We start from the raw sequence: 19,358 nt of genomic DNA on the forward strand, positions 1-19,358 counted from the left end.
CGTTAAAGGAAATCATTTTAATCCTGTAATCTGTGGCTAGTTAAAATAATTCGCGTTAATTCGTGCAATTCGTGGCAAGAAAACGAACCAAAGTAAAATCCGTAGCAAAAAATATCACGCTTAACATTTCATTTAAGAATAGATCGGGTTTAATTTTTTACTTTTATCAAATGTTTTCAAAATTTCAAAATCACATCACTTCAAGATTTCCATTTTTGGAAGATAAAAAACTATTTCTTGCCGTTAGCGGAGGTTTAGATAGTATGGTTTTATTGCATTTATTACAGCAATTACCATACGAAATTGCCGTTTTGCACTGTAATTTTCAACTTCGTGGATTAGAAAGTTTTGGCGATCAGAGTTTTATTCAAAACTATTGCGATCAGAATGAAATCCCCATTTTTACAACTCAATTTGATACCGAAGCTTTCGCGAAAGATTATAAACTATCAACTCAGGTTGCGGCTCGCGAGTTGCGCTATAGTTGGTTTTATGAACTTTTAGAAACAGAGAATTTCGATTATATCCTAACAGCGCATCACGCCGATGATAATCTGGAAACGTTTATTATCAACTTAACGCGCGGAACAGGATTAGATGGATTAATTGGAATTCCCGAAGAAAATGACCGAATTATTCGTCCACTTTTGCCTTTTTCCAGAGATGAAATAATGGAATACGCTCAGGAAAATAATATTGAATGGCGGGAAGACAGCAGTAATGCCTCTAATAAATACCTCAGGAATAAAATTCGTCATGATTTGGTTCCGATGTTGAAAGAGATCAATCCGAACTTTTTGAATGCTTTTCAGAAAACGCAATCTTATTTGCAGGAATCGCAGGTTATGGTCGAAGATGCTTCGATTATGATTTATCAGCAAGTGGCAAAAGAAGTTGGCGATGATATTCATTTCGATTTAAATCAGCTTAAGAAATTACCCAATTATAAATCTTATTTGTATCAATGGCTGAATGAATTTGGTTTTTTGGCGTGGAATGATATTTATGATTTGGTAGACAGTCAATCCGGAAAACAAGTGCTTTCGGCAGAATTTAGATTGTTGAAAAACAGAGATACTTTGATTTTAAGTCCAATTTCTGAAATCTCAGAAAAGGAAGAATTTGAAATTCACGAAGGTGATCAAGACGTTAATTTTCCCTTAAAATTGAGGCTTTGTCAGGTAGGCGACATTACAATAGATTCAAATAAAGCTATATTTGTGGACGCTGAAAAAATCCAGTTTCCTCTGATTTTACGTAAATGGAATGAAGGAGATGTTTTTCATCCTTTTGGAATGCAGGGAAAGTCAAAAAAGGTAAGCAAGCTTTTTAAAGATGAGAAATTATCCCTGATTGAGAAAGAAAAAATATGGATTTTGTGTTCTGATAATCAGATTGTATGGGTTATTGGAATCAGACAAGACGAACGATTTAAAATTGAAAATACCACAAATAGAATCCTTAAAATAGAATTACAATAATGAACTTTAATCAATACCATCAAACGATAATGTCGAAAAGTATTTGGAATAAAATCATCCTAATTTTACTGTTTTTTGCTTTTGCAAAAGGGAATGCTCAAATATTGGAGCCAGTAAAATGGACATCTAAAATTGAAAAGAAATCAGGAAACAATGCTGTTTTAATTTTTGACGGAACAATAGACAAAGACTGGCATATGTATTCGCAGTTTACTCCGGAAGGCGGACCGCTTGCATTGGAAATTGCCTTTAAAAATCAAAAAGGAAATTATGAACTTGTCGGCAAAGCCAAAGAAGGAAAAACCAAAACAGCTTTTAATGATGTTTTTGGTGTAAACGAAACTTTCTTTGAAGGAAAAGCACATATCGAGCAGGAAATCAAAATTATAAACCCGAATTTAAAAACAGTTGATGTAGATTTCGATTTTCAGGTTTGTAAAGAAGTTTGTATCAACTCGAATAAAAAATTCTCAATTGCGATTCCGTCAACATTTAAAATGGATGCGATTGCAAGTGTTACAGAAGCAAAAAAAGATGAAACAAAGGTAGAAGGTTTGGCTGTTGATACTTTAAAAACAGCTGTAGAAACTGCTAAAATTGAGACTTCAAAAACTGAAGTTGCTGAAGCTCCTGCAAAAGAAGAAATTCCTGCACCGGCGCCAACAAGAAGTTTGTGGTCGATCTTTTTCATTGCTTTTATCTCAGGATTTGCGGCTTTGTTAACACCTTGTGTTTTCCCGATGATTCCAATGACGGTAAGTTTCTTTACGAAACAAAGTAAAAGCAGAGCAAAAGGTATTCGAAATGCTATTATTTATGGAATTTCTATTATTGCAATTTATGTTATTTTAGGGTTAGTTGTTACTAAAATATTTGGTGCAGATGCATTAAACGCTTTGTCTACAGATGTTTGGTTTAACTTAATTTTCTTTGTTATATTGATCATTTTTGCAACTTCATTTTTAGGTGCTTTTGAGATTATGTTACCAAATTCATGGGCAAACAAAGCAGATCAACAAGCAGACAGAGGTGGATTAATTGGGATATTGTTTATGGCTTTGGCTTTGGCAATTGTTTCCTTCTCTTGTACAGGACCAATTGTCGGAACTTTATTAGTTGATGCAGCTTCAAATGGAGGGATTGCTCCAATTGTTGGAATGTTAGGATTCTCTTTAGCATTAGCTTTACCATTTATGTTATTTGCAATGTTCCCGGGATGGTTAAATTCGTTGCCAAAATCTGGTGGATGGTTAAACACTGTAAAAGTGGTTTTAGGATTTTTAGAATTAGCTTTGGCATTCAAATTTTTATCAAATGCAGATTTGGTGCTTCAATTGCACTTTTTAGAGAGAGAAGTTTTCATCGCAATCTGGATAGCCATTTTTGCTGCTCTGACTTTATATTTATTCGGAAAAATTACATTGCCACATGATAGTCCGTTACAGCATATTTCTGTTGGCAGATTGTATTTAGGATTGCTGACACTTGTGTTTACCGTATATTTAATTCCTGGACTTTGGGGTGCGCCGTTGAAATTAATCAGTGCATTTCCGCCGCCTCCACAATATAGCGAAAGCCCGTTCGGAGTAGGAGGTTCTGCAAATTCAAATGTGAGTGCAGAATCTATAAAAGGTTTGCCTGACGGAGCAGAATTAGGCCCGCATGGTATCATGGTTTTTCACGATTATGAAGATGGATTGGCTTATGCAAAATCAATCAATAAACCAATTATGCTTGATTTTACAGGTTATGCGTGCGTGAATTGCAGAAAAATGGAAAACAATGTTTGGTCTGAACCAACGATTTTGCCAATTTTAAAGAATGATGTTGTTTTGATTTCTCTTTACGTTGATGATAAACGTGAGTTGCCAAAAGAAGAGCAATTTGTAACTAAATCAGGAGATAAAATTATTACTGTTGGTGATAAATGGACCGATTTTATGATCTCAAAATATAAAACAAATACACAGCCTCTATATGTTATAACAGATTTAGAAGGAAAGAATTTAAACAGTTCAAAACCTACTATTAGTTATGTTAACGCTGATGAATATTTGCATTGGCTGAAAGAAGGAATTTCTAATTTTAAATAGTCGTTGAGGAGAAGCTAGACTTGTAGAAGCAAGAAGCAAGATTATTCGAAGCGAGAGTAGTGAAGAAAGAATATAGGCAATAGATTATACAGATAAAGGAAATCTAAAATCTATCCTGAGACTTCGGGACTAAAATTTAAAATATAATAAAAGGGTTGAAATTAATTCAAAGCAAAAAGCACTCTTAGTAGCAAACTGAGAGTGCTTTTTTTATTTAGGTTCTAAAATCTATATTCTAAAATCTTTCTTCTATAATCTTGCATCTATTCTCTATTCAAACAAAAATCCCTCTAAGTTTATGCTTAGAGGGATTTTTTATTTAGACAAAAGGGGAAATTAATTTCTTATAAGAATTCTCCGTGTTGAGAAATATCTAATCCTAATTCTTCTTTTTCTTCAGTAACTCTTAGTGGAGTAATTTTATTTACAACAAAGAATAAAATATACGAACCTACGAAAGCGAAGATTGAAACCGCTACTAAAGCAATTAATTGGTTTATGAACAAAGTTGGAGTTCCGAAAATCAAACCTTGATTATCTCCAACTGCAGGGTTAATTGCTTTAGAAGCAAAAACTCCAGTCAACAACATACCAACCATACCTCCAACACCGTGACAAGCAAAAACGTCTAATGCATCATCGATTTTTCCTTTAGGGAATTTGCTTACTACAAGGTTACTAACGATGGCAGCAAAAGCTCCGATGAAAATTGCGTGAGGGATGCTTACGAAACCTGCGGCAGGCGTAATAGCAACAAGACCTACCACAGCTCCGATACATGCACCAAGTGCAGATAATTTGTGTCCGATGATTTTATCAAGGAAAACCCAAGCCATAGCAGCAGCAGCAGCAGCAACAGTTGTAGTTCCTAAGGCTTGTACAGCTAATCCGTTAGATCCTAATGCAGAACCTGCGTTGAAACCAAACCATCCAAACCATAATAAACCTGTTCCTAATAATACATAAGTAATTCTTGCAGGGTTAACTTTTTGAATTTTTCTTTTTCCTAAGAAGATCGCTCCTGCCAATGCAGCCCAACCAGCACTCATGTGTACTACTGTTCCTCCGGCAAAGTCTAATACTCCCATTTTAAAGAAAACTCCATCAGGATGCCATGTCATGTGTGCTAAAGGAGCATATATGAATAAGATAAATAAAACCATGAATAATAAATAAGCCCAGAAACGTACACGCTCTGCAAAAGCACCTGTAATTAATGCAGGAGTAATGATGGCAAATTTTGCTTGAAATAATGCGAATAACATAAAAGGAATTGTAGGGGCAAGACTCCAGGCAGTACTTGTACCAACGCCTTGAAAGAATAAATTTGGAAGTGGATTTCCAATGATTCCGCCAATAGTAGGACCAAATGCTAATCCAAATGCAACAATAACCCATAAAATAGTAACAATTACCATTGCCATAAAACTTTGTAGCATTGTACTGATAACGTTTTTCTTACCAACCATTCCTCCGTAGAAAAATCCTAATCCCGGTGTCATAAGCAATACAAATGCAGTTGCTACGATCATCCAAGCGGTGTCTCCTGTATCAAACTTTACAGCTTCTGCTGGAATTGGACTGTCTGATAAAATGAAGTTTGATACAAAGGTCAGTACCAAAATAGTGATAAGAATCACACTTAAAATAATTTTTCGCATAGTTATTTAGTTTTAAATTTTTGATAAAAGTAAAAAATCATTCGACAACCCTATAAAAAATAGAGTCAAATGTTTAATTTTTGTTAATTTTTGAATTTAACCCCCTATATTTTGAGTGTATTTGTTAAAACGAACTTAAATTTTGCAATTTATGAATCTAAAATTTCTAAAGAATAGGGTTTTGGAGCCTTTGTTAACAAAAAAGCAGTGGAATAATTCTAATTTTAAAGTAAATATGCTTGAATAATCAAAGAATTAATTGAAAAGGTTCTAATTCAAAAATAAAAAAGGCATCAAATGAATTTTCAAATGATGCCTTTTTTTATATAAAAGTTTTAACTATTTCTGGTTATATTTTGCTTTGAATTTGTCATTCAGTTTGGTTTGGAAAGTTTCCAGATTAATCGTTCTTCCCTGAATAAAGGCGCTCGTTAATTTATTAGTTCTCATATCCAGAGCATCACCTTCAGAGATAAAAAGTGTTGCGTCTTTTCCACTTTCAAGTGTACCACAAGTAGCGTCTATACCTAATAATTTTGCTGTATTTGACGTAATGAGTTGTAAAGCTTTTTCTTTATCCATCCCAAAAGCAGCGCAGGTTCCCGCCAAGAAAGGGAGATTTCTAACGCTCATACGTTCATGATCTCCACTATTTTCAAGACCAACAACAATACCTTTATCCGTCAATATTTTTGCCATTTTATATGGTAAGTTTACATCCTGATCGTCGCTTACAGGCAATTCATGAACACGTCTTAGAAAAACGCCAACATTATATTTTTGTAAAACATCAGCAGATTTATAAGCTTCAAATCCGCCAACGATAACAATTTTTTTGATTTGATTGTCAACCGCTAATTGTATGGCGTCTACGATTTGTTTTTCTTCATCGGCATGGATATAAAGCGTTTGAGTTCCGTCAAAAAGACCTTTTGTAGCTTCAAGAACTATATTTCTTTCTTTTGTAGCATCTTGATTATACGCTTTTGCATTACTTAGAAAAGCAGTAATTTGTTCTACTTGCTTTGGATAATCTTTATTGGCTTCAATAATTCCCGGCTCATACCAGGATCCCGTTCTTCTAAAACCTGATGGAAAGTTTAAATGAATTCCGTCATTTTCTTTTAGAATGGCATCATTCCAGCTCCAGGCATCTAATTGCACTACGGAAGAAGTTCCTGAAATTCGACCTCCACGAGGTGTTATCTGAGCGATTAAAACACCATTTGGACGAACAGTTTCTACTACTTTAGATTCTGAATTATAAGCAATAATACTTCTTACATTCGGATTAAAACTTCCAATTTCTTCCTGATCGTCTGATGATTTTACAGCATCAATTTCTACTAAACCTAATGTTGCGTTGGGAACAATAAATCCCGGGTAAACGTGTTTTCCGCTGGCATTAATAGTAATGTCATATGCATTTGCAGCAAGTCTGATTGTTGTAGCATCTGCAACCAAAGTAATTTTTCCGTCCTTAAATCCAATCGCACTATTTTCAATAACAGTTCCGTCACCTAAATGTGCCGTCGCATTCAAAATCAAAACCGACTTGCTTTGTTTGGGTGCAGGAATTTGCTGTGCTTTTATTTGTAGAGAAGCACAAAATAAGAGCAATACTATATATATGTTTTTATTGATCATGATATCTGTTTTTTATCTTTTATGATTTTCTAATGCTTTAATTATTGCTCTAAAGTGTCACAGTGATATTCTTTTTTCTCCTTTTTTGTTGGTGGTTGTGTATTCATTCCCTTGTTTTTCTCCTGTAACATTTGGCCAATCAACAAGCTTCTTTCTTTAGTAATTGCCACTTGTTTTTCGGCATCTTTTTCGATGTCAAAATATACAACACCATCAACAATTGTTTTTTCCGCTTTAGCATAAATAGATAAGGGATTATCACTCCATAAAACAAGATCGGCATCTTTGCCCACTTTAAGACTTCCAACTTTATCATCGATATGTAATAATTTAGCAGGATTCAGGGTGACAAACTTCCAAGCTTCTTCTTCAGAAATATTTCCGTATTTAACCGCTTTTGCAGCTTCCTGATTTAATCTTCTCGACATTTCGGCATCATCAGAATTATAAGCAACAACCAATCCTGCGTTATGCATAATAGGCCCGTTAAACGGAATGGCATCATTTACCTCAAATTTATAAGCCCACCAATCTGAGAATGTAGAAGCTCCAACGCCGTGTTCTTTCATTTTATCGGCAACTTTATAACCTTCAAGAATATGAGTGAAAGTGTTGACTCTGAAATTGAATTTCTCCGCAACATTCATCAACATTAAAATCTCAGATTCTACATAAGAGTGACAGGTGATAAAACGTTCTTTATTGATGATTTCGGCTAAAGTTTGAAGTTCTAGATCAACTCGTGGAGCTTTTCCTTTTTTAGAACCTGAGTTGAATTTTTTCCAGCTTTCGTCGTATTCTTTGGCACGTTGAAAATAGTCGGTAAAAACTTGTTCGACCCCCATTCTGGTTTGCGGAAAACGAGTAGGATTATCAATTCCCCAATTGGCTTGTTTTACGTTTTCGCCCAAAGCAAATTTGATAAACTTAGGTTGATTTTTGTATAACATTTCATCTGGCGAAGAACCCCATTTCCATTTTACAATTGCAGAACGACCACCAATTGGGTTGGCAGATCCGTGAAGTAATTGCGAGATTGTTACGCCTCCGGCAAGATCCCGGTATATATTAATGTCTTCAGAGTTTACGACATCCTGAATCGTAACTTCGGCAGTTGAGTTGTGTCCGCTTTCATTTACACCTTTAGAAATCGCGATATGCGAGTGTTCATCGATAATTCCGCTCGTGATATGTTTTCCTTTTGCATCGATAATAGTTGCAGATGCATCAGAAAGATTTTTGCCAACAGCAGCAATTTTTCCGTTTTTAATTAAAACATCCGTTTCTGTCAAAACACCTTCTTTTTCGTTTGTCCAAACCGTAGCATTTTTGAATAATAAAGTCTGAGCTGTTAGTTTTTTAGAATCACCAAAAGCGACGTTCGGGAAAGTTGTCGGTACAATTGGATTTGGTTTGTCTACTTTAGTAGAATCTTTTACAGCAACAAATGCGCTTGTTTTTAAAGCCGTCCAAACTAATTCATCTCCGTTTGCTACTACCGCTTTTCCCGATAATTTTTCCGGTTTTTCGATAAATCCGGTTAAGCGTGCAAAATTACCTTTGATCGTATCTGCAGGTTTTATCAATAGCGAAATCCAATTTTTAGAAACGGCAAAAGTGCTGTTTACTTTTTTAGTATCAACGGTAGTAATTTCAGATTTTGGAGCGTCAGCAGTTCCGTCAATTTTCCATTTATAAGTATCTTTTCCAACCGTTAAATCGTAGTTACCACGAATATCTTTTGCGTTAACATCGTTCACAACATATTTGGTTCCTTGTACCCAGTTTTCGTATAAAATAGTTTTCTCGTCGAAAATTTCACCGGATGTAATTACAAAATTGGCATAGCTGCCTGTTTTTAAACTTCCTATTTCATTGCTTTTTCCTAAAAGAGCTGCAGGAATTGTAGTCAAAGCCTCTAAAGCTTTTGTTTTATCAAAACCATATTTAATAGCTTTCAATAAATTAGGTTTAAAATCCTCTGTCTTTTTTAATTTATCAGTCGTTAAGGCAAAAACAATTCCGTTGTCCGAAAGTACTTTTAAATTTGTTGGCGCCTGATTCCAGAAACGCATATCTGCCAATTCGATTTGGTTTGATAAATACGGATTCGAAACATCATAAGCTTCAGGAAAACTTACCGGAATAATATATTTAGCATTAGTATTTTTGATTTCTTCGATTCTTTCAAATTCATTTCCGCTTCCTTTTAGAATGTAGGTTAAACCAAATTCTTTAGCAATTTTTGAAGCTCTTAAGCTATTTAGTTTGTCTTCTGAAGCAAAAATCTGAACTAATTTTTCATTGTTTGCCAAAGCTTCCAATGATAAATCTTTAGTTTCAAAATTCCCTTTTTTGTACCAATCCAAGTCTAAATACATTTGGCGAAGCAAAGCCATCATACCCATTAATGAGCTTGGATAAGCTTGATTTGTGAGCGCACTTCTTGTAAATGCAAAGTGATTGGTAACTTTATTAGCGATAATTCGTTTATTATTTTCGGAATTGTTTAGGGCAACTAAAATTCCGGTTCCTTGCGCAACTCCGTCTGGAATATGAGTGCCAACAACTCCAAAACCGGCTTTTAATAATTCTTCGGCCTTTGGTTGATCGTATTTAAAAGTCTCATAAGTATTTATTTCCGGACGAATACTTTCGTTCCAGTAATAACCAACTCTTTTTGTATCATACAAAGGATCCTGATCAGGTCTGGAATTGTTTTTTGGTTTTTCGACCCCAAAACTAGTATAGATATCTATAAAGGATGGATAAATTGTTTTTCCTGCAAGATCAATTGCGATACTGTTTTTTGGGATTGCAATATTATTTCCAACGGCAACCACTTTGCCATCCTGAATTAGTAATGTTCCTTTTTCGATTTTTTGAGTTGGGGTAACATAAATCGTTGCATTGGTAAAAACTGTGTAATTCTTGTTTTTGTTTTGTACACTTTCATTAACAGGGAAATATTCCTGAGCGTACGTTTTTGTTAAAAAAACACTCAAAAAGAGTAGGAGTAGGGCTTTTTTCATAGGTTATTTGCAAATTTGTTGCTAAAAATATGAAATATATGTTATCTAAAATTCTTTTTTTTGAATGATTTTTCTTTATTTAGATGATTTTTTAACTAACCCACTGATAAGTAGTACTTAGAGAATATTATGAAAGATAATAATACAATTAAATGGGGAATTATTGGCTTAGGGAATATTGCAAATCAATTTGTTGCCGATTTATTACGCGTAAAAGATGCCGAGTTAAACGCTGTTGCTTCGAGAAACAAGCATGAAGCATTAGGATTTGCAGTGAGGTATAATTGCCGTAAATCTTATGGCTCTTATGAAGAGCTTTTTAAAGACTCTGAGGTTGATATTGTCTACATCGCAACTCCTCACGATTCGCATGCCGAATTATCTATAAAAGCATTAGAATACGGGAAACATGTTTTATGCGAAAAGCCAATCGCGCTTTCGTATAAAGACGCAATGCGAATGGTTGAAGCCTCAAGAAAACATAACAAATTTTTTATGGAAGCATTCTGGACGCGATTTATTCCGTCAGTTAAGGAGGCTTTAGAAAAAGTAAATCAAGGAATAATTGGGGATATAAAATACGTTAAAGCCGATTTTGCTTTTTATGCAGATGAAAAAAAGGGAGGAAGGCTTTTTGATAAAAATCTTGGCGGAGGAGCTTTATTTGATATTGGCGTATATCCGTTATTCCTGTCTTATCTATTATTAGGTATTCCGAAAGAAATTATTGCAAAATCAATCTATAATGAAAACGGAATCGATTTACAAACTTCCATGATTTTGCAATATGAAAATGCACAATCGATTTTGCATGCTTCAATAGTTTCAGAATCAGATATGAAAGCAACAATAAGCGGAACAAAAGGTCATATTCAGCTTAATTCTCCATGGTTTGCCGCCAATGGATATTCTGTTGTTAAAGAAGAAAAGGAAACCAATTTTAGTTTACCAAATCTTGGAAAAGGATATACATACGAAGTAACTGAATGTAATAATTGCATCAGAAACAATCAGATTGAAAGTGAGCTTTGGTCACATCAGAATAGTTTGGATTTGAGTAAAATAGTGGAGGAAATAAAAAATCAAATTGGGTTGGAGTTTTAGAAAATTATATATTTGAAGCTAAATAATAGTTGATTTTATTACAGATAAAGATATGATTAAGAAAACAGAATTTCTTGCAAATAAAATAAATCAGTTTATTGAGAAATACGGAGAAGTACCTCCTCATTGGATTTTCAAACCAGACTCACATCCTTATAGTATTTTTTGGAGAATAGGAAGTGGTAATGAATTTTGTGACTGTTTTGCTATTTGGTTTGAAGAAAATTGTAAAACAACTGAAGAAAGAATCGATTATTTTAAGAAATATACTCCACCGCCAAGATGGTTAGCAGCAGTAATAGATAATATCTGGGATCTGGAAGGATGGAATGAACCATTTTTTGATTATACACCATATTTAAAAAAACTCGAGGGACTTGAGTTTACAGGAACATCTGAATATGAACAAGATTTAGATGATGAAAAATGGTTAGATAAAGAATAAAAATATCAAATATTTATTTTTGTGAAAGACGAAAGAATTGCTAAAAGGAAAATCATTGAGCAAAATTCATTGGAGTTTAAAACTAAAAATCTATCTGAATCTGAAATTTATAGTTTTGAGAAACTTTACAGTTATTTGAATCTGAAGTTAAAGAAACCTATAAATTACGAAGATTTGAATAATTTATGTTATTCTTTATTTTGTACGATAGACATTCTTCCTGAAAATTTGCAATTTTTAAAAATCACAAAGAAGGTTTTGGCATTAATACGTACAGAAATTTTAACTGAAAACTTCAATGAATTTATTGAGTTAGATGATAGTATAAATGAAGAATATTGGATTGAGCAAATTCGCAAATCAATGATAAACGATATTTGGCCGAACATAGAAAACGCCAAAATCTTGCTCGAATCGAATTAAGGAAAAACAGTTTGGATTTAAGTAAAATTGTGGAGGATATAAAAACAAAAATAGGGTTAAGTTTTACTTAACCCTATTTAAAATTTAATTACTGTGTTTTAATTCAATAATTCTATTATTTCATATTGTTCTGTTATAGTTGCAAGTGAAATTGCAGTATGTCCCTGAGCCGAAATTGTCTTATCTGCTCCGTTTACTAATAAAAATTTCACAAGATCTGTATGACCTCTTTCAGCGGCTCTGTGCAATGCCGTAAATCCTCTATCGTCCTGAACATTTATAAGGGCTCCATAATCCAGAAGAAGTTTTACTTTATCCATTTTATTCGATTGTACAGCATTCATTATAGGTGTAGCACCTTCATGCGTTAATCCGTTTGGATCCGCTCCTAATTCTAATAATTTTGTCATGGAATCAATACTTTCCGGAGCGATTGACCAATGCAATGGAGCTAATCCGTCTCCGGCTAAGGCATTTAAATTTGTTCCTTTATAAAATTCGTCTTCAATTTCTTTTATTTCTCCGCGGGCAACAGCTATATGTAGTAAAGAATGTGTACGCAATGGCGAATCAGAAACAGGCAAAAAATCAGTAGTAAAGATTCCTAATTGCCCCATATTTCCGTAAGTCGAAAATGCCCATTTACTTGCACGATCTGTATCGTTTTCGAATTCAACGGGGATTGGAGCAGGAATAATTTCTCCTATCGAATGACTAATTAAAATAAAATTAAGAATAGCTTTTGTAAATTCCGGACTTTCATCTTCTGTAAATTCACCTGTAATAGATTCTACAATAAGTTGGTTGTCTTTTTGAATGGTCTTGGCAACTACCAAAACTTCTCTCAACCAGCTTCGAATGAAAATTAGAAATTCTCCATCAAAATAAACCGCCCATTTATTTTCCATTGTATCAGGTGTAAACAAAACTCCGGGATAAAGTGCCTGATCAATTTTAAACGAAATATTTGCAGCTATAGTTTTTGTGTTTTTGGGTCTTATACCAAAAAAGAAGTACCGCTTTCACCACCATAAGAAATTGCATTCATCGCCATTTGTTGATTTGCTGAAGTAGAAATCATGGTTTGACTAAAAGGACGCAGATCTAAAAGGTGGTATCCCCAAGGGTTTTCTGCTGCTGCGATCCAGGATAATTTTATTTCATCAGATGATTCTTCGATGTGTTCTTCTTCCTGTTCAATTTTCTGTTCTGGTGGTTGCTGTATTTTTATTTCTGTTTTTTGTTCTTCTCTCTGTTCTACTCTCTGTTCTTCTGGTTGTTGTAGTTTTTGCTCTTCTTTTTGTTCTGCTTTATTTTTTCCGAAAAGTTTTTTAAAAAATGACATGTTTTTTAGGTTTTGATTGATATAAAATTTAGGTCTTGGAAAAACGAATATAGCAATTAAATACTATAATCAACTTTAGGATAAAATTTATTAAAATTAATTTAAAGGTTAAATCATAAAAACATATAAAGAAAGAAAATATTTACAAAAAATGATGTTTTGTTTTCTTAATTAGATATATTTACATTCTTGATAAAGATTGATTATGTTAGTAAAAGTTTACGGAAGTGCTGTTTTTGGAGTCGAAGCGACAACAATTACAATTGAAGTTCATATGGATAAAGGTATTGGTTATCATCTAGTTGGATTGCCGGATAGTGCGATTAAAGAAAGTAGTTTCAGAATTGCCGCTGCCCTAAAAAACAACGGATTAAGTTTGCCTGGAAAACGAATTACAATCAATATGGCTCCTGCCGATCTTCGAAAAGAAGGTTCTGCCTATGATTTGCCTTTGGCAATGGGAATATTAGTGGGTTCAGATCAGATCAAAGCACCGGAAATCGAAAAGTATGTTATTATGGGCGAACTTTCATTAGACGGGAGCTTACAGCCTATTCGTGGCGCTTTGCCAATTGCTATAAAAGCAAAAGAAGAAGGTTATATTGGGTTTTTTCTACCTATTCAAAATGTAAAAGAAGCGGCAATCGTCACCGGATTAAATGTTTATGGAGTTGAAAAGTTGCAAGAAGTAATTGATTTTTTTGCAGGAAAAGGAACACTCGAACCAACGGTTATTGATACACGTGCAGAATTTTACAAAACACTGGATTTTCCAGAATTCGATTTTTCAGACGTTCGTGGACAAGAAAGTATAAAACGCTGTATGGAAATTGCGGCTGCTGGAGGACATAATATTATTTTGATTGGTCCGCCCGGAGCAGGAAAAACAATGCTTGCCAAAAGAGTACCAAGTATTTTGCCGCCAATGACTTTGCGAGAAGCATTAGAAACAACTAAAATTCATAGCGTTGCAGGGAAATTAAAAGAAGTAGGATTAATGAATCAGCGGCCATTTCGAAGTCCGCATCACACAATTTCAAATGTGGCACTTGTTGGCGGAGGCAGTTATCCACAGCCTGGTGAGATTTCGATGGCACACAATGGTGTTTTATTTCTGGACGAATTGCCGGAATTCAAACGCGATGTTCTCGAAGTAATGCGTCAGCCATTAGAAGATCGTGAAGTCACTATTTCGCGCGCAAAATTTACCGTTACTTACCCATCTTCATTTATGCTGGTTGCAAGTATGAATCCAAGTCCAAGTGGTTTTTTTAATGATCCAAGTCAGCCCAATACTTCATCGCCACACGAAATGCAGCGTTATTTAAGTAAAATTTCAGGGCCATTACTGGATAGAATTGATATTCATATTGAGGTAACTCCGGTTCCTTTTGAAAAACTGGCCGACGATCAAAAAGCAGAAAGTAGTGTCGAAATTCGAAAGCGTGTCACAGCGGCACGAGAAATTCAAACCAAGCGTTTTGAAGAAATAGAAAACATACATTACAATGCTCAAATGAGCAGTAAGTTGATTCGCGAATATTGTGCCCTCGACGATCAATCCAAACAATTGCTCAAAACTGCGATGGAACGTCTTAACCTTTCGGCAAGAGCTTATGACAGAATCCTGAAAGTTTCCAGAACAATTGCTGATCTGGATGCATCACCAACGGTAATTTCACAACACATTGCCGAAGCTATTCAATACAGAAGTCTGGATCGTGATGGATGGTTAGGGTGAAAATTTTAGATTTTAGACTTTAGATTTTGCCCAATATTGTCATTCCGAGGAACGAGGAATCTCCGCGAGAAACTCCGCAAAGGAAAGTAATACTCTTTGTCGAGCTACTTGCGGAGATTCCTCGTTCCTCGGAATGACAAATATGATATCAACTTTATAATTTACTTTGCGGTAAAAACCTTATTCAAATTTTAAGCTGGCATTTCTTGACATAAAATACGAAGTCAGTTTTTTTATTTTGCCGTTTTCCATTTCAAAAACATCACAAAAAACAGCATCTAAGATATTACCGTTTTTCATGTTTCCTTGTACTGCGCCTTCGGCAATGACAATATCGTTTTCTTCAATTAACCTTATAATTTGAATCGTTGGACTTCCAATAAAATTGTCGTTTTCAATTTCTTTATCAAATGCTTCTTTACCAACATGTTGATAAATTCCCGGCATTTCCCAAACAACATCATCAGTAAGACAAGCCAAAACCCGACCATGATCGCTCACTCTAAATGCTGCCATATATTCGTTTACGGTTTGTTTATTTGGTGTCATATTCAACTAGTAAATTAGTTTTACTATTTTAGATATTAGATATAAGAAAGGCGTTTCTTATTCAGCATCAGGAATCTTCTTATATTCAAATGTTCCCATTTCTGATGTGATTACACGTTTTTTAGTATCAAAATAATCGATAGAAGATGTAATTGAAACGCTAGGGTCAACAACTATAAGTTCAGTATTATTTTTAGATAATTTCCATTTTGAATATTGACTGTCACTACCAATACGACTTTCAAAATCTCCATTTTCACTAAAAATCTGTAAAACCTGAGTCGTTTTAAACTGCGCTTTAATGTCTTGATTTCGTCCGTTTTTTGTCCATTTTACCAATATCCATTTTCCAACGAGTTCTTTTTCTGTTTGTGCAGTTACTGATAAACCAATTAGACAAATAAGGATTAAAATTATTTTTTTCATTACCATAATAGATTAAGGGGATTAATAGTAGATTTAGGTTCCTGTAAAGTTACTGTTTTTTAGAAATATTCCAAAAACTTATTTTTCTTCTCGTCACAAAACCTAGTTTCTCGTATAATTTAATAGCTCCAATATTACTTTCGACCACATGTAAATATGGAGTTTTGTTTTGATTTAAAATACTATCGACACAATGTTTTATTAATTGTTTGGCGTAACCTTTTCCGGTATGATCCGGATGAGTTATAATGGCGCTAACTTCGGTAAAATCATTCATTTTCATACGTTCGCCCGTGATGGCAATCAATTGATTCTCTTTAAATATGCCATAATAATTGCCTAATAAAGGAGTCTTGGTTTTAAAATATCCCGGCTGAACTAAATTCACCAAATACAAAAGCTCTTCATTGTGTTTTTCAGTAAGCAAAACAATTTCGTTATCAGTCTGAAGATCTATTTGATTGCGTGCAACCATTTGAAGACAAACCAATTCTTTTATAATTTCTAACGAATCAGTAATTTCAGGTTTTTCGCCAACAATAAAAAAGTTCTCAGTCAGCGATGCGTATTGATTTCCTGCTTTCAAAATGCCATCCGGTTTTACAAATCCTCCAAACGGACAATAATCAGGATTATAAAATTTAGTTCCATCATAATTAATCGCAAATTCGCTATGACTTTCGGATAATGAATTCCAAACCGGATTGTCTAATTTACTTTCATCTTTATCTTTCATTACTTTAAAATTCCATTTTCAATAAGTTTATTAACCGATTCATTTTCTTAGTTCTTTTTTATCGGATAAAGAAAGCGGAAAGAATTTGAAACGGCCGGATGCAAAATTGTAGCATGATTTTCCTGAGGCAAAAAATCGTAATATACTTTTACGTTTTTACTTTTAGTTTTTTTAATTTTTTCGGCTAATAAATTTGCATCAACTTCCATAACTCTCGGAATCTCAGTTGGAGTAGGTCCTTCCTTACCAACAGCAATGTAGATATCGGTTTTCTGACTAAAGTTTTCTTGTAAAATGGCGCTATCCAGATTTAATATTGATGCATTATCCCACCAAATACTTGGGCTCACGATCACATATTTATTAAAAAGAGTTGGTTTTTTTAATAAGATTTCAGTTTCTAATAATCCGCCTAGTGATTGTCCTATAATAGTTTTAGAATTGGTTGTTTTGTATTTTTTGTCAATAAACGGCTGTAATTCTTTTTCGATAAAAGCAATAAATTGATCAGAATGTCCAGAAGTTGCATAACGTTTTTGATCTTTTTCTATAGTCGTCGGAAACGTAAAATCTCTTCTCCTGTCAACCGTGGCAATTCCCACAACAATTGATTTTGGAACTTGTTTTACCCATTCAAAACTGTTGAATTGTACTAAACCAACTATGTGAATAAAATCTTCATCGGCAGAACCGTCTAATAAATAAATTACCGGATATTTTGTGTTGTCTTCTGCTTTATAGCCTTCGGGAAGATAAATATTCAGAATCCTTTTTTCTCCCAATTCTTTAGATTGAATTTCGTCAATAATGCCCAATACAAAAGGTTTACTGGTTTCTGTTGTTTCGGATTTATTGTTTTGGCTAAAAATTAGTGTTGAAGAAAATAGTAAAAAGGAAAGGATAATAGCTTTATTCATTTTGTGGTATTTAATGACCTGTTTGGTAATTCTAATATTAAGATTTTATAGTAAGCTAAAATACAAATTTTGATTGTAGTATGGGACAAAAAAATCCCATTCGCCAAAAAACGAACGGGATTATAGAGATATAGAATAAGAATTATTTCGTTTTCTCTGCAAAAATTTTGTCCAAACCTTCCAAAGCAATAGTAAAACCTTCTTTGAAGCCCATTTCGATGATCATTTCTAAATCAGCAAGGTTTTTATGTTTACAAGAAATGTCAACAATAGTAGAATCGCCTTGTTCAGAAAAGCTAACGTTCCAATTAGATCTCGGAAAATCTTCTTTTAAATTACCCTCGCTATCGCAAAAAGCGTCCAGATATTTAAAGTTTGTTTTTGGGGTTATCGAAGTAAAATCGGCAATAGCCCAATGTTCTTCGCCTTCAGGTCCAACCATGGCATAAAGTCTTCGTCCGCCTTCTTTAAAATCCATGCTTTTGGTTCTGGCTTTCCATGGCGATGGCGCCCACCATTGGTCTAATATTTCAGGTTCAGTCCAAGCTGACCAAACATTTGCAAGAGATGCATTAAATTCGCGTTTTACTTTTACCGTGTTAGTTTCTTTGTCCACGGTAAAATCCATCAATAGGTTAGATTTCATTTTGTTTAGATTTTAGATTTATTAATACTTGATCGAGTTGACTGAAACGGTTTTCCCAGATTTCTTTAAATTGTTCCAGCCATTTGTCAACTTCTTTCATTTTGTCAATTCGTAGTTGGTAATAAATTTCGCGTCCCGTTTTCTTTTCATCCAATAATTCGCACTCATTGAGAATTTTAATATGCTTGGAAACGGCTTGTCGAGTCGTATTAAATTTTTCCGCAATAGCATTTGGTGTTAAGGCATTTGTAGCCACTAATACCAGAATAGCTCTGCGAGTTGGGTCGGCAATAGCCTGAAAAATATCACGTTTCATTTTTTGATTTATTTAAATAAGCAACCAATCAGTTGCGAATATAGGCAACTTTTTGGTTGCGCAAAACTATTTTGCAATTTTTTTTGAAAAATTTTAATTAAATGGTGGTAAAGATGGACTACTTTACATGTATGGGAATTAAGAAAGAATTATATTAAAAGTTGGTATTGTTCTAATTAATGCATTTTACTTTACTTCTGTTCCTTCAAACTTTATTCTTGGATCATTTACATTTACCAGTTCGTCTAATTCATAAATATTTTTGTAACCATATCCATAAAGGTTAATATATGTTGGAATATTCAATGCAAGCATGACTGGTTTACCGTTTTTAATGGTCTGATTTTCAGAAGTTTTTTTAGGTAAAAGAACTTTAGAAGCAAAATCTATTTGATCGCCATTAAAATTATTATTGCAATAAATCAATATTTTAGTGTTGGGATCCGGAATCAATTTATATAGATTTTCTTGTGTAAAATCAGTGAAATCCAGGTGTATAGCACCTTTTAAATGTTTTCTATTATAACGAACATCCGAACGAGAATCTAAAATGATAGTATTTTTTTCGTGACTCATTTTAAGAAAAACCTCAAGACTAACTAAACGATTTTCTCTTTCTTTCTCGATTTCTAATACAAGATTTTTAAAATCAACATAATCAACTAATGCTTTTGGATAATGCTGTTGCTCTGTCGTAGATAGTATATTGGGATTAGTTTGCGAATGAACAATGTAGCTTGTTAAACAAAAGAATACTAAATTTAGAATTGTTATATTTTTCATTTTACATCCGATT

General features: G+C 33.9%; 18 protein-coding genes. 6 read left to right on the forward strand and 12 right to left on the reverse strand.

Annotation, left to right across the window (positions count from 1 at the left end; all coding sequences use genetic code 11):
* Positions 1-170: 170 nt before the first annotated feature.
* Positions 171-1,481 carry a tRNA lysidine(34) synthetase TilS gene (gene tilS, locus EAH81_RS08365; RefSeq protein WP_140505838.1) on the forward strand — a complete coding sequence of 437 codons (1,311 nt, stop codon included), beginning with the start codon at positions 171-173 and terminating at the stop codon, positions 1,479-1,481.
* Positions 1,481-3,574, forward strand: coding sequence for a protein-disulfide reductase DsbD family protein (locus tag EAH81_RS08370; protein WP_140505841.1), 2,094 nt, complete (start codon positions 1,481-1,483; stop codon positions 3,572-3,574). Before tilS ends, EAH81_RS08370 begins: the two co-directional genes overlap by 1 nt.
* Positions 3,575-3,918: 344 nt before the next feature.
* On the opposite strand, the gene EAH81_RS08375 is transcribed toward EAH81_RS08370, so the two are convergent.
* From EAH81_RS08375 to EAH81_RS08385, 3 genes are all read right to left on the reverse strand, one after another.
* Positions 3,919-5,235, reverse strand: a complete 1,317-nt coding sequence (locus EAH81_RS08375) for an ammonium transporter (protein ID WP_140505843.1) — start codon at positions 5,233-5,235, stop codon at positions 3,919-3,921.
* Positions 5,236-5,574: 339 nt separating this feature from the next.
* Positions 5,575-6,882, reverse strand: a complete 1,308-nt coding sequence (locus EAH81_RS08380) for an amidohydrolase family protein (RefSeq protein WP_140505845.1) — start codon at positions 6,880-6,882, stop codon at positions 5,575-5,577.
* Positions 6,883-6,923: 41 nt separating this feature from the next.
* The gene (locus EAH81_RS08385) at positions 6,924-9,914 is read right to left on the reverse strand and encodes an amidohydrolase family protein (protein ID WP_140505847.1); all 2,991 of its coding nucleotides are present in this window, start codon (positions 9,912-9,914) and stop codon (positions 6,924-6,926) included.
* 129 nt (positions 9,915-10,043) lie between these two features.
* Here EAH81_RS08385 and EAH81_RS08390 point away from each other — a divergent pair, with 129 nt between their 5' ends.
* Genes EAH81_RS08390 through EAH81_RS08400 form a run of 3 tightly spaced genes read left to right on the forward strand, consistent with a single transcriptional unit; the run spans position 10,044 to position 11,886 of the window.
* On the forward strand, positions 10,044-11,018 hold the full coding sequence (locus tag EAH81_RS08390) for a Gfo/Idh/MocA family protein (RefSeq protein ID WP_140505850.1): 975 nt from the start codon (positions 10,044-10,046) through the stop codon (positions 11,016-11,018).
* A gap of 52 nt (positions 11,019-11,070) precedes the next feature.
* Positions 11,071-11,463, forward strand: coding sequence for a hypothetical protein (locus EAH81_RS08395; protein ID WP_140505852.1), 393 nt, complete (start codon positions 11,071-11,073; stop codon positions 11,461-11,463).
* Positions 11,464-11,484: 21 nt separating this feature from the next.
* Entirely contained in the window at positions 11,485-11,886 is a 402-nt protein-coding gene (locus EAH81_RS08400) for a hypothetical protein (RefSeq protein WP_140505854.1), read from the forward strand.
* Positions 11,887-11,984: 98 nt separating this feature from the next.
* Here the strand turns inward: EAH81_RS08400 and EAH81_RS08405 are convergent, their stop codons facing one another.
* Together EAH81_RS08405 and EAH81_RS27395 are read right to left on the reverse strand one after the other, a co-directional pair.
* A complete protein-coding gene (locus EAH81_RS08405) occupies positions 11,985-12,794 on the reverse strand; it encodes an ankyrin repeat domain-containing protein (RefSeq protein ID WP_140505856.1) in 810 nt (269 codons plus the stop codon).
* A gap of 89 nt (positions 12,795-12,883) precedes the next feature.
* Complete coding sequence (locus EAH81_RS27395) at positions 12,884-13,231, reverse strand: hypothetical protein (RefSeq protein WP_161595796.1); 348 nt, start codon at positions 13,229-13,231, stop codon at positions 12,884-12,886.
* A gap of 205 nt (positions 13,232-13,436) precedes the next feature.
* Here EAH81_RS27395 and EAH81_RS08410 point away from each other — a divergent pair, with 205 nt between their 5' ends.
* Positions 13,437-14,972, forward strand: a complete 1,536-nt coding sequence (locus EAH81_RS08410) for a YifB family Mg chelatase-like AAA ATPase (protein ID WP_140505859.1) — start codon at positions 13,437-13,439, stop codon at positions 14,970-14,972.
* Between the two features lie 180 nt (positions 14,973-15,152).
* Here the strand turns inward: EAH81_RS08410 and EAH81_RS08415 are convergent, their stop codons facing one another.
* From EAH81_RS08415 to EAH81_RS08445, 7 genes are all read right to left on the reverse strand, one after another.
* Positions 15,153-15,521, reverse strand: coding sequence for a nuclear transport factor 2 family protein (locus EAH81_RS08415; protein WP_140505862.1), 369 nt, complete (start codon positions 15,519-15,521; stop codon positions 15,153-15,155).
* Between the two features lie 57 nt (positions 15,522-15,578).
* Positions 15,579-15,947, reverse strand: a complete 369-nt coding sequence (locus EAH81_RS08420; RefSeq protein ID WP_140505865.1) for a hypothetical protein — start codon at positions 15,945-15,947, stop codon at positions 15,579-15,581.
* Positions 15,948-15,996: 49 nt separating this feature from the next.
* Positions 15,997-16,683, reverse strand: coding sequence for a GNAT family N-acetyltransferase (locus EAH81_RS08425; protein ID WP_140505868.1), 687 nt, complete (start codon positions 16,681-16,683; stop codon positions 15,997-15,999).
* Positions 16,684-16,730: 47 nt separating this feature from the next.
* Positions 16,731-17,600, reverse strand: a complete 870-nt coding sequence (locus EAH81_RS08430) for an alpha/beta hydrolase (protein ID WP_140505870.1) — start codon at positions 17,598-17,600, stop codon at positions 16,731-16,733.
* A 142-nt stretch (positions 17,601-17,742) separates the two neighbouring features.
* Positions 17,743-18,246 carry an SRPBCC domain-containing protein gene (locus EAH81_RS08435; protein WP_140505873.1) on the reverse strand — a complete coding sequence of 168 codons (504 nt, stop codon included), beginning with the start codon at positions 18,244-18,246 and terminating at the stop codon, positions 17,743-17,745.
* Positions 18,236-18,562 (reverse strand): ArsR/SmtB family transcription factor, encoded by a 327-nt coding sequence (locus tag EAH81_RS08440; protein WP_140505875.1) that lies wholly within the window; start codon positions 18,560-18,562, stop codon positions 18,236-18,238. Before EAH81_RS08440 ends, EAH81_RS08435 begins: the two co-directional genes overlap by 11 nt.
* Positions 18,563-18,748: 186 nt before the next feature.
* Complete coding sequence (locus EAH81_RS08445; protein ID WP_140505876.1) at positions 18,749-19,345, reverse strand: rhodanese-like domain-containing protein; 597 nt, start codon at positions 19,343-19,345, stop codon at positions 18,749-18,751.
* Between the last annotated feature and the right edge of the window lie 13 nt (positions 19,346-19,358).

This window comes from Flavobacterium pectinovorum (genome assembly GCF_006438875.1).
In the GTDB taxonomy this organism is placed as follows: Bacteria; Bacteroidota; Bacteroidia; order Flavobacteriales; family Flavobacteriaceae; genus Flavobacterium; species Flavobacterium pectinovorum_A.